The sequence below is a fragment of the [Clostridium] symbiosum ATCC 14940 genome (genome assembly GCF_000466485.1).
Lineage (GTDB): Bacteria > Bacillota > Clostridia > Lachnospirales > Lachnospiraceae > Otoolea > Otoolea symbiosa.
In genome coordinates, this window is record NZ_KE992814.1 from 1 (window position 1) to 14827 (window position 14827).

17 protein-coding genes and 1 other annotated feature are annotated in these 14827 nt (G+C 44.7%); of the genes, 4 read left to right on the forward strand and 13 right to left on the reverse strand.

Going from position 1 to position 14827, the window contains the following annotated elements:
* Positions 1–94: 94 nt before the first annotated feature.
* From rplT to CLOSYM_RS02735, 8 genes are all read right to left on the reverse strand, one after another.
* Complete coding sequence (gene rplT / locus CLOSYM_RS02700; protein ID WP_003507700.1) at positions 95–451, reverse strand: 50S ribosomal protein L20; 357 nt, start codon at positions 449–451, stop codon at positions 95–97.
* A 31-nt stretch (positions 452–482) separates the two neighbouring features.
* Positions 483–680: a 50S ribosomal protein L35 gene (gene rpmI, locus CLOSYM_RS02705; RefSeq protein ID WP_003507701.1), complete on the reverse strand. Its 198-nt coding sequence runs from the start codon at positions 678–680 to the stop codon at positions 483–485.
* A gap of 31 nt (positions 681–711) precedes the next feature.
* Positions 712–1206 carry a translation initiation factor IF-3 gene (infC, locus tag CLOSYM_RS02710; protein ID WP_003507703.1) on the reverse strand — a complete coding sequence of 165 codons (495 nt, stop codon included), beginning with the start codon at positions 1204–1206 and terminating at the stop codon, positions 712–714.
* Positions 1207–1488: 282 nt separating this feature from the next.
* Positions 1489–1803, reverse strand: a complete 315-nt coding sequence (locus CLOSYM_RS02715; RefSeq protein WP_003507706.1) for a DUF1540 domain-containing protein — start codon at positions 1801–1803, stop codon at positions 1489–1491.
* A 115-nt stretch (positions 1804–1918) separates the two neighbouring features.
* A complete protein-coding gene (thrS, locus tag CLOSYM_RS02720) occupies positions 1919–3853 on the reverse strand; it encodes a threonine--tRNA ligase (RefSeq protein WP_044902074.1) in 1935 nt (644 codons plus the stop codon).
* Between the two features lie 178 nt (positions 3854–4031).
* Positions 4032–4278 (reverse strand) — a binding site (T-box leader).
* A gap of 104 nt (positions 4279–4382) precedes the next feature.
* A complete protein-coding gene (locus tag CLOSYM_RS02725) occupies positions 4383–4910 on the reverse strand; it encodes a GNAT family N-acetyltransferase (RefSeq protein ID WP_003507709.1) in 528 nt (175 codons plus the stop codon).
* Complete coding sequence (locus CLOSYM_RS02730) at positions 4879–6288, reverse strand: MATE family efflux transporter (protein WP_003507710.1); 1410 nt, start codon at positions 6286–6288, stop codon at positions 4879–4881. The genes CLOSYM_RS02725 and CLOSYM_RS02730 overlap by 32 nt, the downstream gene beginning before the upstream one ends.
* A 207-nt stretch (positions 6289–6495) precedes the next feature.
* Entirely contained in the window at positions 6496–7773 is a 1278-nt protein-coding gene (locus CLOSYM_RS02735) for a glycoside hydrolase family 10-like protein (RefSeq protein WP_044902075.1), read from the reverse strand.
* A 452-nt stretch (positions 7774–8225) separates the two neighbouring features.
* Between CLOSYM_RS02735 and CLOSYM_RS02740 the strand changes: the two genes are divergently transcribed.
* A complete protein-coding gene (locus CLOSYM_RS02740; protein ID WP_003507712.1) occupies positions 8226–8588 on the forward strand; it encodes a hemolysin XhlA family protein in 363 nt (120 codons plus the stop codon).
* 133 nt (positions 8589–8721) lie between these two features.
* Here the strand turns inward: CLOSYM_RS02740 and CLOSYM_RS02745 are convergent, their stop codons facing one another.
* The 3 genes from CLOSYM_RS02745 to CLOSYM_RS02755 form a co-directional block, all read right to left on the reverse strand.
* Positions 8722–9279: a hypothetical protein gene (locus tag CLOSYM_RS02745; RefSeq protein WP_021640854.1), complete on the reverse strand. Its 558-nt coding sequence runs from the start codon at positions 9277–9279 to the stop codon at positions 8722–8724.
* A 289-nt stretch (positions 9280–9568) separates the two neighbouring features.
* Complete coding sequence (locus CLOSYM_RS23340) at positions 9569–10138, reverse strand: hypothetical protein (RefSeq protein ID WP_054345740.1); 570 nt, start codon at positions 10136–10138, stop codon at positions 9569–9571.
* A complete protein-coding gene (locus CLOSYM_RS02755; RefSeq protein WP_021640857.1) occupies positions 10084–11226 on the reverse strand; it encodes an RNA polymerase sigma factor, sigma-70 family in 1143 nt (380 codons plus the stop codon). Before CLOSYM_RS02755 ends, CLOSYM_RS23340 begins: the two co-directional genes overlap by 55 nt.
* Before the next feature lie 184 nt (positions 11227–11410).
* Here CLOSYM_RS02755 and CLOSYM_RS02760 point away from each other — a divergent pair, with 184 nt between their 5' ends.
* Entirely contained in the window at positions 11411–12148 is a 738-nt protein-coding gene (locus CLOSYM_RS02760; RefSeq protein ID WP_207747161.1) for a phage tail tape measure protein, read from the forward strand.
* Positions 12149–12622: 474 nt separating this feature from the next.
* On the opposite strand, the gene CLOSYM_RS02765 is transcribed toward CLOSYM_RS02760, so the two are convergent.
* A complete protein-coding gene (locus tag CLOSYM_RS02765; protein WP_021640860.1) occupies positions 12623–13033 on the reverse strand; it encodes a hypothetical protein in 411 nt (136 codons plus the stop codon).
* Between the two features lie 111 nt (positions 13034–13144).
* Between CLOSYM_RS02765 and CLOSYM_RS02770 the strand changes: the two genes are divergently transcribed.
* Complete coding sequence (locus CLOSYM_RS02770) at positions 13145–13822, forward strand: hypothetical protein (protein ID WP_021640861.1); 678 nt, start codon at positions 13145–13147, stop codon at positions 13820–13822.
* A complete protein-coding gene (locus CLOSYM_RS02775) occupies positions 13779–14162 on the forward strand; it encodes a hypothetical protein (protein ID WP_044902076.1) in 384 nt (127 codons plus the stop codon). Before CLOSYM_RS02770 ends, CLOSYM_RS02775 begins: the two co-directional genes overlap by 44 nt.
* Before the next feature lie 219 nt (positions 14163–14381).
* On the opposite strand, the gene CLOSYM_RS02780 is transcribed toward CLOSYM_RS02775, so the two are convergent.
* Complete coding sequence (locus tag CLOSYM_RS02780) at positions 14382–14774, reverse strand: bleomycin resistance protein (protein WP_044902077.1); 393 nt, start codon at positions 14772–14774, stop codon at positions 14382–14384.
* Positions 14775–14827 lie beyond the last annotated feature (53 nt).

Consider the following 14827-nt stretch of genomic DNA (forward strand, 5'->3'; position numbering starts at 1 on the left):
ATCCCACCCCAACTATTGACAAAGAGCCGAAAAACCGAAACACCTTATCTATCGACAAAATGTTCCGGTCACTTATTTTTCTCGGTTATTAAAATCAGCTTAATTTTGCTTTAGCCAGTTCTGCCAGTTTTGCAAATCCTTCCGCATCGCTGATTGCCATGTCGGATAATACCTTACGGTTCATCTCAACACCTGCCAGCTTTAAGCCGTACATGAACTTGCTGTAGGATAAACCGTTGATACGTGCTGCAGCATTGATACGTGCAATCCAGAGCTGTCTGAACTGTCTCTTTCTCTCTTTACGTCCTGCATAGGAGCTGGTTAATGCTCTCATTACAGACTGTTTAGCTACTCTATACTGTTTAGAACGGGCACCTCTGTAACCTTTTGCCAGTTTTAATACTCTATTATGTCTCTTTTTAGCGTTTAATCCGCCTTTTACTCTTGCCATGAGTTAATTCCTCCTTCTTAATCCTCGAATCTTATAAGTATGGTAAAATCTTCTTCATTACCTTGCTGTTTGTTGCATCGGTAACGATGTCTTTTCTAAGATTTCTTTTTCTCTTTGTAGATTTCTTAGTTAAGATGTGGGATTTGTAAGCTTTACTTCTTACTAACTTTCCAGTTCCTGTTGTTTTAAAACGTTTAGCAGCAGCTCTGCTTGTTTTCATTTTAGGCATGGTAAAATTCCTCCTTAGATATTTGTCTATTTTAACGCTTTGCAGTTAAAAACAATACAATGCTTCTTCCTTCAACTTTTGCAGGCTTATCAACCGTTGCGATATCAGCGAGTTTTTCTGCAAAATCGTCAAGGATGTACTTTGACTTAAACATATGAGCCATCTCACGGCCTCTGAAGCGAAGAGTAACCTTCACCTTGTTGCCTTTTTCGATAAATTTTCTCGCAGCGTTAATCTTAGTATTTAAATCGTTGTCATCGATATTCGGTGACAGACGCACTTCTTTCACTTCGATCACTTTCTGTTTCTTTTTGGCTTCTTTTTCTTTCCTGGCCAGCTCGTATCTGTATTTACCGTAATCGATAATCTTGCAGACCGGCGGTTTTGCTGTTGGAGCAATTTTAACCAAATCAAGCTCTGCATCCTTTGCAAGCTTTAACGCATCTTTAGCAGGCATGATTCCAAGCTGCTCTCCGTTCTCGCCAACCAAACGAACCTCTCTGTCTCTAATCTGTTCGTTAATCATTAAATCGCTAATAGTCGTGCACCCCCATCACATGATAATATTTATAGACTGCAAAAAATAAGTGGATAGACAGACTATCCACTTATCATAATAGGAAATCCAATTAAGGAATTTTCAGCTAAATATGAACCCTTGGTCACTTGCTCGTGCCAGGGTGAGGCGGATACCTGCTTTCCTGTCGTGTTGTTTTAAGTACAACATCAGTAACTATACTATACTATTCCCGGATTGTCAATCCCTTTATTCAATTTTTATTGTTGCAATTTTTATTGCTTATTCCGCTCAGCGGGCTTTGAAGCTGGAACATTCCGTTCCCTGCGCTTCGGTTGTGTCTCCGCCCGTAATGCCGATATGTTCGGCCTCGCAGAAACGATCCTTATTATATACGCAGTTCACGGCCTCACACTCTACTTCCAATCTGTTCTCAGGGGTTTTGAACATATTGCGGAACATGCCGCCCTTGTTTTCATCATAGCTGCCGCAGCATGTGTCACACTTTTCTCTGGCAGTCTGTCCCTCTACGACAATCACATTTTTACAGCAGCAGTTTTCTGAGTTATGAAGGCACCCTGTTACATTACAATCCAATTTCGTCATGGTTGATTCCTCCTGTTTCTTGATTTTATCTTTTACAAAAACTGATATTCTCAGTCTTCCTGATACAGGAGTAGTATGCGTAATATAAATAGAGATTATTCGTTTCCTGCGGTCTCTACTTTTCCTCTTTTGCCTCGGTTTGCCGGATCTCTTTTCCTGCTATTTCCTTTTTAATTTTCTCAATAAAACCAGCTGTGGAATCGCTTCCCTCATCCCCGGCAAAACGGCTTCTCACAGAGACATTACCTTCCTCCTCTTCCTTCTGCCCTACTACCAGCATATACGGAATTTTCTGTGTCTGGGCCTCACGGATTTTATAACCGATCTTTTCGGAACGCGTATCAAGCTCCGCCCGGATTCCGGCTTCTTCCAGCTCCTCCAGAACTGTTTTAGCATAATCTGCGTACTTATCAGAGATAGGAAGCACTTTTACCTGGACCGGAGCCAGCCATGTGGGGAATGCGCCGGCAAAATGCTCGATCAGGATGCCAATAAACCGCTCTATTGAACCAAAGGCCACGCGGTGAATCATAATCGGCCGGTGCTTTTCGCCGTCGGCACCCGTATATTCCAGTTCAAACCGCTGCGGCAGCTGGAAATCAAGCTGAATTGTGCCGCACTGCCATGTCCTTCCAATTGAATCTTCCAGATGGAAATCAATTTTCGGACCGTAGAATGCACCATCACCCTCATTTACCACATAGTCAAGGCCGAGTTCATCAAGCGCGGAACGCAGGCCTTCCGTCGCCATCTCCCAGTCCTCATCGCTTCCCATGCTGTCCTCCGGCCTCGTGGAAAGCTCCACATGATATTTAAAGCCGAACAGGGAATACACTTCGTTGATTAAGTGGGCCACGCCTTTTATCTCGTCCTTAATCTGATCCGGCGTCATAAAGATATGGGCATCATCCTGTGTGAAGCAGCGCACGCGCATCAGCCCGTGAAGCTGGCCCGATTTCTCATGACGGTGAACCAGCCCCAGTTCTCCCATTCGAAGCGGCAGATCGCGGTAGGAACGAGGTTCCGACGCATAGGCGAGAACTCCGCCCGGACAGTTCATCGGTTTAATTGCATAGTCCTCCTCATCAATCACTGTCGTATACATATTATCTTTATAATGATCCCAGTGACCTGACGTCTCCCAAAGCTTCCTATTTAAGATAACCGGTGTGGAGATCTCCACATAACCTGCTTTTTTATGAATTTGCCTCCAATATTCCAACAGTGTATTCTTAAGCTCCATTCCTTTTGGAAGGAAGAACGGAAAACCGGGGCCGGCATCATGCATCATGAAAAGGCCCAGTTCCCTTCCAAGCTTTCTGTGATCCCGCTTTCTTGCCTCCTCCATCATTCTCAGGTAGCTTTCCAGTTCTTCTTTGCCGGCAAAAGCTGTTGCGTAAATTCGAGTCAGCATCTTGTTCTTCTCGCTGCCTCTCCAGTAGGCTCCTGCCAGATTCATAAGCTTAAATGCTTTACCGACGCCTTTTGTATTCATCAGATGCGGCCCGGCACAAAGATCCGTGAATTCTCCCTGACGGTAAAAGCTGATTTCAGCATCCTCCGGAAGATCTTCGATGAGTTCCACCTTATACGGCTCTTCTTTTTCCTTCATCAGTGCTATTGCCTCTTCCCGGGAAAGAGTGAAGCGTTCCAGGGCAAGGCCTTCCTTAATGATTTTTTTCATTTCAGTCTCAATCTTCGGCAAATCCTCCGCCGTCAAAGGCGTGGCCGGATCGACGTCGTAATAAAAGCCGTCTGCAATCGACGGTCCGATTGCCAGTTTGGTATCCGGGTACAGGCGCTTTACGGCTTGTGCCATCACATGGCTGGCTGTATGGCGCAGCGCCGCCAGTCCGTTTTCATCCTTTGCCGTCAGAATGTCTAGCCGGCAGTCTTGGCAGACTATCGTGCGCAGATCCACCGTCTCCCCGTCAATCTCTCCCGCGCAGGCCATCCTGGCTAAGCCTTCACTGATATCTTTTGCGATGTCGATCACCGCCATCTGATTTTCGTACTCTTTAACAGAGCCGTCTTTTAATGTTATTTTCATCATTTCTTCTCCTTCCTCAAAATAAACAAAATTGCGTTAAAGCACAATCTCCGCCTGCGGCGGGGGCCGCTTTGGCGGCGGTTTAACTGGATAACTTTCCTGATAAACGATAACCTGCACGTTCCGCGAACAGGTCACCGTTATCAATTAAAAAATCCCCTGATACACAATCTGTGTATCAAGGGACGAATTTCTCGCGGTTCCACCCTGATTGACCGGATATTATCCGGACCTCTCATTGAAGGCGGTAACCTGTACGTAAAGCATGCAGGTTATCGTTTCATGACTATAACGGAGTCACCGTTCCCGATTAAGGGACACTCGAAGCCGGTCTTCAGACAAATCCGCTGTAAGGCAATCACACCTGTTTCCATGCCTCTCTCTGGACAGTTTCCCTGTCTTACTCTTCTTCTCATCGCATTTTACACTATTTATTTTACGCTTTGATTATAGCACTCGAAATTGATTTGTCAAGCCTAAGGCGGCGCAGTATCCGAAAGTTTTTAAATAATCAAAAAATCCGTTCACATTATATAATACCGGGAAGCTCCTTCAACATGACATCCCTGATTCGGCCGCCATATTTCTCTTTTCTGCATACCGCACGGTACCCCTGCCTTACCATATTGTTACGGCTGAAGCTGTTATCCGGATGAACGGTACACATCATATAACGGTATCCTTTCACAGCCAGCTCCTGTTCGGCAGCCTCCATCAGTATTGCCTGAAGGCGCATTCCTCTATACTCAGGCAAAATGGCCACAGAATCAACGTGAGCCGTCCTTAGAAGCTTCTCTTCCCGGAACCCGGCATCATATCCGAGATTATCTTTTTCAAGGCCCGGCGTCAGAATATCCATGACTCCCGCCAGTTTCTCTGTACCGGCATCTATGGCCATATAAATAAAGCCTCGGCCTGATTCCAGCACATCTTTCAGGAAATCCGCCTCATCCATTACAAACCATTCCCGGTTATCCATCTGTTCCCAAACGGCCCGTATCAAAGCGGCCACCGCATGAACGTCATTAAGCTTTGCTTTTTTGATTCTGAATTCCACCTGTCTCTCTTCCCTTCTCCCTCTGCATTTTTGTAAGCTCCGGCCATACCGTAAGCATCATAGTACCAAAACAGGCAATCCCGCCGATAAAATTGGATATCGGTTCCGCCGCAAATACGCCCGACGTGCCCATATGGAACATCCCCGGCAGCATAATTGTAAGGGGAACAACAATAATCACCTTGCGGAATATAGAAAAAAAGATGGCATTTTTCGATTTTCCAAGCCCAACGAAGATGGCCTGCCCTGAAAATTGGAGCGACATCATAAAAAATCCGAAGAAATAGAGCCTCAGCGCGGGAACACCGGCCTCTATCAGATTCAGGTCCTTGTTGAATATTCGGATAAAGAATTCCGGGAAACCGTGAATCAGGCTCCAGATCCCGACCGTATAGGCAATCGCTGCAGCCGCTGTGAAAACAATGGCCTTTTTAACCCTGCCGTATTCCCCAGCGCCGTAATTAAAGCCAAGAACCGGCTGCGCGCTTTGCGTAATGCCGGAAACTGGAAGTGACGCCACTTCCCGGACTGAGTTAACGACCGTCATAACTCCCACATAGAGATCCCCGCCGTATGCCTGAAGCGTTGCATTACACATTATTTGAACCGTACAGTTTGTAATTGCCATCGTAAAGCCGGAAAGCCCCAGCCCCACTATCGCCTTAATCCTCCTCAGCTCCGGTTTCAGGCAGGAGCGCTTTAATTTGAGTATCGTCTTCTCCCCCGTCAGGAACCTGACAATCCAGAGCGCCGATAAAAACTGGGATATGATCGTGGCGAAGGCGGCTCCCCTCACGCCCATATCCAGGACAAAAATAAAAATCGGATCCAGAATGATATTAGAAACCGCTCCCAACAGAACGGTCATCATTCCGATTTTGCCAAATCCCTGGGAATTAATAAAGCTGTTCATCCCAAGACCCACCATAACAAAAAGGCTGCCGAACAGATAAATCGTGATATAAGCGTCGGCAAACGGCCAGGTGGAATCGCTGGCTCCGAACAGATAGAGCATGGGACGTTTGAATATCAAACCGAAAGCGGTCAGGAGAATGCCTGATATCACCATCATGGTAAAGGAATTTCCCATGATTTTCTCTGCTTCCTCGATCCTTCCCCTGCCCCTCTCAATAGAGCAAAGCGGCGCTCCGCCCATCCCGAAAAGATTGGCAAACGCGATCACCATTGTAATGATCGGCAGCGAAAGGCCAATTCCCGTCAGTGATAGGGTTGAATCCTGCGGAATCCTTCCTATGTATATTCTGTCTACAATGTTATAAAGTACATTGATTAGCTGTGCCAAAGTCATAGGCACTGCGAGACTCATGATATTTTTAACCACACTTCCCTGTGAAAAATCGTTCTTATCCTTATTCATCGTCCGGCTCCTGTAAACAGTTGATTTAAAAGCAATGCGCCATAATAACCATATTTTGCCATTATAGCGCGCTGCCTTGATTTTATCAACTTGTAGTTTACATGAAATTGCCTGTCCTGTCTATTTAAGTTACTGTTCACGCCTCGCCGGAAAGCGGCGTGGTACGGACAATAACACGCTCCGCGATGCACAACCGTGTGAACAGTCCTATTTAAACAACGCCGTTACATTCGCCACTTCGGCGGCAGCCCCTGCCCGTGTCAGGGAGCTGAAATCATAGAAACAGTATCCGCTCACCTGGCCGCTCTGTCTTCCCTCCAAAACCTGACGTCTCATGATGTCATTGTATCTGAGCCATTCCGGTACTTCGTTTCCGTCCTTCGTATCAGTACCCGTCTTGTAAAGTGCAAGGCCCGCATAGAGGGTTACATTGCCCTTTTTCTTAAGCTCTATCCAGTCTCTCAGGCAATTGGAATATGCATAGGGAGCCGGCTGTCCTCCTGTCTTTGCTTCAAAGCCCCAGTATATCTGCGGCATAATATAATCAATATAGCCTGGCTGCGTCATCCATGTATCAATATCGACAAATAATCTTGTATTCGAACGGAGATTCTTAAGGTACCCCTCCGGGCTGATACCGAAGACAACGCCCGGCTTTATGGATTTGATGGTACTGTATATTCCCTTTACAAGCTGATTCACATTGTCACGCCGCCAGTCCGCGATACTCATACTGCTGCCCGAGACAAGATACTCCGGTTTATCAAACCACAGGGCCGCATCGCCATCATTTACCCCTGGGTAGAAATAATCATCGAAATGAATACCGTCCACATCATATCCTTCTACAATTTCTCTTACACCGTCTATCACCATCTGACGCACCTGGGGTATTGCCGGATTATAATAATACTCTCCCTGGTGGAGCAGCACCCACCGATCATTGGCAGGATCTCCATCATTTGCCCAGACGACAGCCGGGTTAGTACTGCAAAGATCGCTGTAACGGTTCAAATATCCGGTTATACGGAACGGATTTACCCAGGCATGGACCTTCAGTCCCTTCGCATGGGCAGACTGAACGACATAGGCCAGAGGATCGTATCCAGGATCCTTGCCCTGCTGTCCCGATGCAAATTTTGACCACGGAAAATATTTGGAGGGATACATTGCATCACCGTCCGGCCTGACCTGGACAAACACCGCGTTCATCCCGTTGGCTGCACAGGTATCCATCGCTAAATCAACGGCCTGTCTGAAGCCGTCATAATCCTTCGGCCATTTGTTCCAGTCCAGATAGGAAATCCAGACTCCTCTAAGTTCTCCCGACTGCACCGGTGTCTGACTGCTGCCAGCCGGTCCTGCTGACGATGTCATAGTTCCCGTCATCATAAAAACCGCTGCCAGCAGCAATGACGCCAGCCGGTGACGTGATGACCGTCTGCAGATATTCTTAAAGTAACTCCACCTGTTTCTCTCGCTCATTCTCTTTCCTGCCTTCCTGTCTGTGTTGATTCGTCTGGCTTAACTGCATCCGCAATTCTTCCAGATATTGCAGATACATTGGATTATTTCCAGCACAGTTATATTTTACCAGAAATTCCTCGATGGATTCTTACTTTTTTCTGTCTGTTTTGTATTTTCTGTTCATTGTGAAGCGTGTTATTGTTCGCACCACGCCGCTTTCTAACGAGGTGTGAACCAATGTCATGATGTTGGGGTCAAAAGGTCTTTTGCCCCCTTTGAAACCGGATTGCTCCGCACTGCGTGCTCTCACAATCCTCAAAAACATTCGCAATCCGCTCATTTTTCTGCGAAAAATGGCTGCCTGAATTTTAAAGTCTGATGCTGGACATCACTCTCATAATGTGCTAGACTAAAACAAGTAAAGAAGCGGAGACTTCGAATAGTTGGAGAGACACGGAAAGGAGTACCGTATGTCTTTGACCAAAGACGATTTACAGGCAATTGCCGGTCTGTTTGCGCCCATTGAAGCGCGGATGGAAGCCGGTTTTACTGAGATATCAGAACGTCTCGGTAAGGTTGAGGGACGGCTTGACAGCGTTGAACAACGGCTCGACCGTGTTGAACAGCGACTCGACCGTGTTGAACAGCGGCTCGACCGTGTTGAACAGCGGCTCGACAAGCTGGAAAGTGACACAGCAGCTCTGAAAGCCGGTCAACTGTCCCTGAAAAAGGATATCAAAGTTCTGGAACAGAAAGTCCAGGATACATACGAACTTGCCCTGGAAGCCTGGGGGAAAAGTACGGAAAACAGAGCAATGATTCAGGAGCTGTAGCTGCCGTGAATCATACCACCATTCAGATAGGACAAAACCGTTTTGGTTTTGTCCTTTTTCTCATTACTTGTCCTCTTCTCATTGGCGGAGAGAGGGGGCGGTACATGGCAAACATCGTTTGCCTGTTCACCGCTTACCCATTCATCGTCTCCCCATTCCGGCGCTCCTCTCCTTCGTATTCTATCAGCTCCCTGCCGTATGGAAGCGATTTAATCCATTTTTTGAAGGAGACCGCCTGAACATTCCTGTCCACATGCTTTCTAATCTGTTTGTAAAGTTCCCGCAGTTTTGCGTAATTCGTATCCCACGTTACACATACGGCACCATCTCCCATTTTTCCGGCAGCGTCTTTCTTCCATTCCGCCTCCTCTCCCATGTCCGTCACTAAATCCACCGCCACATGTATCATCCGCAGGAACTCTGCCTCTTCACCACCTGCCCAAATAAGTCCCTGCATTAATTCCATGTCTCTTATACCAAGCACAAACTCACGGTTATAAAAATGGGAACACCGCTGCCGGATTGCACAATGCACACAGCCGATTCCATCGTCACCGCCTTTGCATAATCCGCTGTCGCTTCTTGCCCAGGTGTTTTGCAGATTGTGGCACCAGCGGAGGGCATGTTCAATTCCCCATACATCCGTATTAATAAATTCCACCAGTTTTACCTCCCGACCTATTTCCATCATACCTGTGTCTCATTCTTTTTTTACCAGTTCACAGTTCACAGGCAGCATGACGGAATATTTCGTCTTGAAGCCCGGGTGCTCTGCGCCGGCAAACTCCTCTCCCCGCTCTGTCCCGTATATAAAGTTGCCGACCGTATAGATGCGGTCATATTCCCAATACTCCCAGGCTCAACAAACCTTCTCTCCGGGCATTCCATTTTTAAAATTTCCCGGACAAATTCCAATGATCTTTTATCCATCTGTTCCTCCTTCGCAGATACGGGTTTTTCCCATCTCAAGCTATCAGTATTTAATGGAGCTTCCGGAAATACGCCGTCAGCTCCTTCACCATGTTTTTATAATTCTCTGCCTGGTTTGAACAGTACGCGGCATTCTTTTTGAAAAACTCTACAATCCATATGTCGAGATCCATATCCTTTTCAATAGAATAAGCGACCAGCGCCAGTAAAGACGGCCGGTTTGCCTCTTCAAGCAGTTTCGAAGAATGATCCACATTAAGCGATAAATCCTCCAAAATTTCCTGATACAAGCTGAAATCTTCCTGTGTTATACCTGGACTTACCGTATCTCGTAAAAACTCTAATATGCTCTTTTCTCCATCAACCGGCCCCGCTTCCTTTCCGGTGCCCAAATATTCATTCATGAGCTTCTCTAAATGATTAATCTTGTTTAGAACCACCGCTTTATCCTTTGTCGCTTTCCCATTTAAATCATCAAAGCTCTTTCCGTTAATCTCCCTACGGTGCAGGGAACGGGAAAATTCAGCCATAAATTCTATGAATCTGCTGTCGTCAAATCCCGTCTTTACGAATCTGGCAAACAGGCCGAACCACATAAAGGAATCTTTTGAATCAAACATGTTAAATGTTTCTTCCGTTCCAGCCCTTGTAATCCTCTCCACCAAATCCTCGAAGCTGTCAAAATCCTCCGCTGTTGCATTATCTTTAATGAATTCACACATATCCTCCTGCTTCTTCCAATCTCGGTCCCGTCCTTTCCTTTTACCGATGTCTGGTATGCGATCAGCCATCGTCTGATATTCTTAGTTATTTTAAAAGCATCCTTCGAAAAGGAGTAGGCTGTCGTACATCTTTGCTTGCCGTCCAAATCCCAGATGATGGCCAGTCCGTTCGCCACCTGTTCCGCAAACACCAGTGGGGGGATAGGATTCCCCTGTAAAATATCTGATATCAGATTTCCCTTCATGGCCGGGCTCCATTGCTCCGATTCGCGCTGTAACGGATGATCAAACCGGATGGTATGCCGTTCTATTTTTTTATTAATCGATGCTATGCAAAGCTTGTCCGGCTTGCTTTTCTCCAACGTCTGTGTCGATTTCTGCATAACTGTAACCTCCTCCAAATTGCTAACCCTGCCGGTATCCTGAAACAGAATACTCGTATAATCAAAAAACCGGGCCTGCCGGTAAGACCTCTCATAATCTTTGTCCGACAGCTTTAATATCTTTTTGATATCCGATGCCGGTATGGACTCCATTTTCATCTCAAGAATCTGCCTTGTCCGGACCGGTATTCTGTCAAGGTATCTTACCACTTTATCGTCCCGGAATAAGCCGGTTTCTCTGTCAATCTCTTTTGTTATGTCAAACTCAGACTGAAGCGTATCGCCGATTGTCGCACCGCTCTCCCCGCCGATGGGAGTATCTATTGATATGGCAGTCATGTCAGCCCGCCGTTTGATACGGTTCCTTCGTGTTATCTCTGTTTTAATCCTGTTCGACAGACAGGAGTAAAGAAATCCATCGAAATCCCGGGCGGCGTCATACTGCTTTAACGCCCCGGCAAATACCGCATTGGCCAGACTGTAAAAATCATCATAATCTTTTTGGGATATGCCGCCAAAATCTCTCAGCAGTTTGTCTACTATCGCACGCAGCTTCTGAGCATTATCTTTATAGTACCCGTCTAAAATCTTATCTGTATTCATCTATACCATACCCTTGCATTTTTTCATTTACATCGTTCATATAGTCATTTTCTCTTTTTGATACTCTCCCTCCTTGTCTTTTTTCGGCATGATGCCTGATGCCGTTTAAGGGCAAGTTTTTTATTTCCATTTATTTACATCTACGATAATATCGAAGATTAATGTGATCGGGAATACAAAGGCATTGAATAATGGAACTATCGTAGATATCCTGACAAATTCAGCTTCTGCCATGGCCGCCGGAAATAACACCTTGGAGCAGACCATCGCCCTCGGCACAGCTGCCGCGGAAATCACCGGAAACGCCGGTGAAGCCGGGAATGCCGGTGAAGCCGGGAATGCACTGAAATCCGTTTCCATGCGCATCCGCGGAATTGACGAGGATACGGGACAGTTCAGTGAATCCTTAGATAATTTCAAAGAGACAATCTATGATTTAACAGGCGTTTCCGTCATGCAGGACGCCAATACATGTAAATCCACCTACGATATCTTAAAGCAAATATCAGACGTATGGAATACTCTTGCCGGCAAGGCGCAGGCCGAAACTCTGGAGGCCCTATTCGGGAAAGAACAGACAGACGCGGGGAATACTATCTTATCAAACTTTGATTCCGCTGAAAACGCAATGGTTTCCATGGCAAGAAGCGCCGGGAATGCAATGGAAGCAATGAATGGAATTTTCGATAGTGTTGATTATAAGTTAAACCGCTTAAAAGAAACAGGAGTTGGAATCGGCCAGAACCTGTTTGGCGGCGATGATATGAAGGCATCTATTGATATATTGAATAAATTCGCTGAGGCAGTGGATTTTCTGACTGGGAAACTTGGACTGTTTGGAACTGTCGGAGCCGGACTTGGAATCGGTGCATTTATACAGAACCTAGATTGGCTCAAATGCAGAGCTGCAAAAATTGCCTAGATTTTTTGGTTGGTCTAGTATAGAAAAGGATGTCATGGAAATGGTGTGACAGACAATTCTGTGCGAATAGGGTTCTATAAACAAAATAAATAAAGGAATAATTCGTTGAAACCACTATTCTGCTATCAACAGTGAATCGGATGAAACAAAAGTTCTTGCTGAAATGCAAGAATTCTGTGGTAACGCACGAGCCAACTCAATCACATTTTAAATGGCTATTATATAATCCGTTAGAGCAGCAATGGCGAAAGCCATGACGGGGTAAAAATATTTGGATTGAGAGGAGTAGAGAGGGCACCCTTCCTTGGAGTATGTCATACCTTAGTTGATATGCTCTTAACGAATGTCCCAACGCAGCGACACTTCACCCTGTCGTGAATAACTAAACAACTAAATCACACAAAATTGCTCCATTGGGGAAACAAAGCAACTATAGCAAAAAGAGTAACCCGTAGGTCACTCTTGCCTTTTTGTCTAAAAATCCGATTTGCAATTATTGCAGTGCCATTGTTTACCCACTTTTTCCATAGCAAATACACCGAACATAGCTACAGAACCGGCCTTAGATAATCCAGAAATTTTCTTTGTATTCTTAGAATGACAGTATGGGCATTCTGCGTTATTGCGATACAAATAATCTTCTCTCGCTTTTTGTTTAGTTTCTTCTTCTCTCGCTAGAAGGATTGGATTGTTTGCTTTCGTTCCATAATCCATCTTTAAATCGCACCAAATTAATTTTGCTGTCTGGTCATCACAGGATGTAAGTTCTTTAATATAAGAAATGCCTTTTTGTATATTATCATCAGCAATTACACCGAATAGTATTGTAGACTTTATACCATCTATGGTGTTTTCAAAATAATATTTAGCTTCCTCATAATTCATAAAAGTCACCAACCTTAATAAAAGTATTGTATTTAGTATACCATAAAGCGACTAACGAATCTAGGCAATTCATTAAATGCAATCCATGATATTACAAAAGCATTTACTTTTATGGAGAATATTGGCGGACTTGGAAACGCAAAGGCAGCAAATACTGTAGAAGGTTTAAAACAAGCGACTGCTGGATATTCAAAAGAAGTCCTAATAGCTGCAATAAACCAAAAAGTATTCACAGCGGAACAGGCAAGGGCCATTATGACAGCGAAAGCAGTCGAAGCAGCCGAAGCACAGCAGATAATTACAACAGCTGGATTAACTACAGCCGAAGCCACTGCCACTGGAGTTACTGCTGGATTTAAGGCGTCTATAAAATGTCTTGGAGTAGAATTAAAAGCACTATCATCAGCTCATCCAATCTTGCTAGGCATCACTGTAGCTATCGCCGCTATGGCCGGAGCATATAAAATAATAAATGTTTGTACTACTTCGTTCGAGGAGCTAAGCGAAAAAGCTGCAGAACTTAATTCTGAGATTGCGAATTCTCAATCAGAAATGGATAGTTACACTTCCAAGTTAGACGAAGTAGACCAGAAGATAAAAGATATTCAAAATTTAGGTACTTTGTCATTTACCGATAAACAGGAACTGGAAAATCTACAGAATCAGCGGCAAGAATTAGAGAATTTATACAATATAGAAAAAGCAAGACATAATTTAGCACAGAGTGATCTAGAGAAGAAGCTCCATGCTGTTAAAGCACGAAGAAAAGCTGACCTCCATTATGAATGATATCAGGGATATCAAGGAGTCGGGCAAGATGGATAACAAGGTTACCCGAGATAAATTTAATGTGCTGAGCCAAATGCTCCTGGAAATCGAACACAAGATGGATGATATGGAAGAACGGAGAAACAACGCCAGACGTGAAACCTTAAAGCAGCAATTATTTAATCTATATTATAAATACAAGGAACGCGCCGAAGCAACCGGAGAAATGGTTCTGTCACAATGTGAATACGAGCAGTTTTGGACGGCATTCCATGAATATGAATCGGAACCGCTGAATGGGGATGGATTGATTCACAGCGTCGTGGAAGTTTATATGAGGGGGGTTACTTCGGAAGACTAAAGCAGGGCAGTTGGGAGTTCAATCTTCTCAACTCCCTGTTTTTTTAACAGGAAAGTTCTCCTGTTAAACGATAACCTGTATGATCCGCGCGCAGGGCACCGCCATCAAAAAAGAGATGTAAAATAAGTACCTAATTAGGGGCTGTTTTTTTACAGCCCCGTTTTGTGTCATTAGTATAAAATAGATGCAGTGGGGATTATGCTCATTCGGCAGACACAGCTAATTTGTAAAGCGCAACAGATACCCATCAGAGTCTTGTATTAAAAATTGTACTTCTAAGATTTCTTCATTACCACATTTATAAGTTGCTTCTTGAAGTTCCCTGAACAGTTTTACATTACAATCGATTACTGCTTGATATTGTTTGCGAATATTGGGAGCGCGAATTGAAAAATTAATGCCTCGACCAAATGGATATTCTAATTTACCTATATTCCAACCTTCTTCGTGTATCTGCTCAAACATAAATTGACTTCCATTATACGATAAAAAAATAAATTTATCCTCTTCTCGCTCATATTCAAGGGTAAACCCTAGTTTGTTAAGATAAAAATCTTTGGTTATTTCAATGTCCGATATTGTTAACTCAGGTATCATAGAATGATATTTCATTTGTCCCCCTATTATAAATAGGTTCTATACTGAATGTTGGGGTGTGCTGAAAA

Excerpts from the sequence above, each read along its gene's own strand:
- CLOSYM_RS23340 (WP_054345740.1), bottom strand. The coding sequence starts at position 10,138 with ATGTTTGATTCAAAAGATTCCTTTATGTGGTTCGGCCTGTTTGCCAGA.
- CLOSYM_RS02730 (WP_003507710.1), bottom strand. The coding sequence starts at position 6,288 with ATGAATAAGGATAAGAACGATTTTTCACAGGGAAGTGTGGTTAAAAAT.
- rpmI (WP_003507701.1), bottom strand. The coding sequence starts at position 680 with ATGCCTAAAATGAAAACAAGCAGAGCTGCTGCTAAACGTTTTAAAACA.
- CLOSYM_RS02735 (WP_044902075.1), bottom strand. The coding sequence starts at position 7,773 with ATGAGCGAGAGAAACAGGTGGAGTTACTTTAAGAATATCTGCAGACGG.
- CLOSYM_RS02745 (WP_021640854.1), bottom strand. The coding sequence starts at position 9,279 with ATGATGGAAATAGGTCGGGAGGTAAAACTGGTGGAATTTATTAATACG.
- CLOSYM_RS02780 (WP_044902077.1), bottom strand. The coding sequence starts at position 14,774 with ATGAAATATCATTCTATGATACCTGAGTTAACAATATCGGACATTGAA.
- thrS (WP_044902074.1), bottom strand. The coding sequence starts at position 3,853 with ATGAAAATAACATTAAAAGACGGCTCTGTTAAAGAGTACGAAAATCAG.
- CLOSYM_RS02715 (WP_003507706.1), bottom strand. The coding sequence starts at position 1,803 with ATGACGAAATTGGATTGTAATGTAACAGGGTGCCTTCATAACTCAGAA.
- CLOSYM_RS02775 (WP_044902076.1), top strand. The coding sequence starts at position 13,779 with ATGCTGTTAAAGCACGAAGAAAAGCTGACCTCCATTATGAATGATATC.
- CLOSYM_RS02770 (WP_021640861.1), top strand. The coding sequence starts at position 13,145 with ATGGAGAATATTGGCGGACTTGGAAACGCAAAGGCAGCAAATACTGTA.
- CLOSYM_RS02755 (WP_021640857.1), bottom strand. The coding sequence starts at position 11,226 with ATGAATACAGATAAGATTTTAGACGGGTACTATAAAGATAATGCTCAG.
- CLOSYM_RS02765 (WP_021640860.1), bottom strand. The coding sequence starts at position 13,033 with ATGAATTATGAGGAAGCTAAATATTATTTTGAAAACACCATAGATGGT.
- infC (WP_003507703.1), bottom strand. The coding sequence starts at position 1,206 with ATGATTAACGAACAGATTAGAGACAGAGAGGTTCGTTTGGTTGGCGAG.
- CLOSYM_RS02740 (WP_003507712.1), top strand. The coding sequence starts at position 8,226 with ATGTCTTTGACCAAAGACGATTTACAGGCAATTGCCGGTCTGTTTGCG.
- rplT (WP_003507700.1), bottom strand. The coding sequence starts at position 451 with ATGGCAAGAGTAAAAGGCGGATTAAACGCTAAAAAGAGACATAATAGA.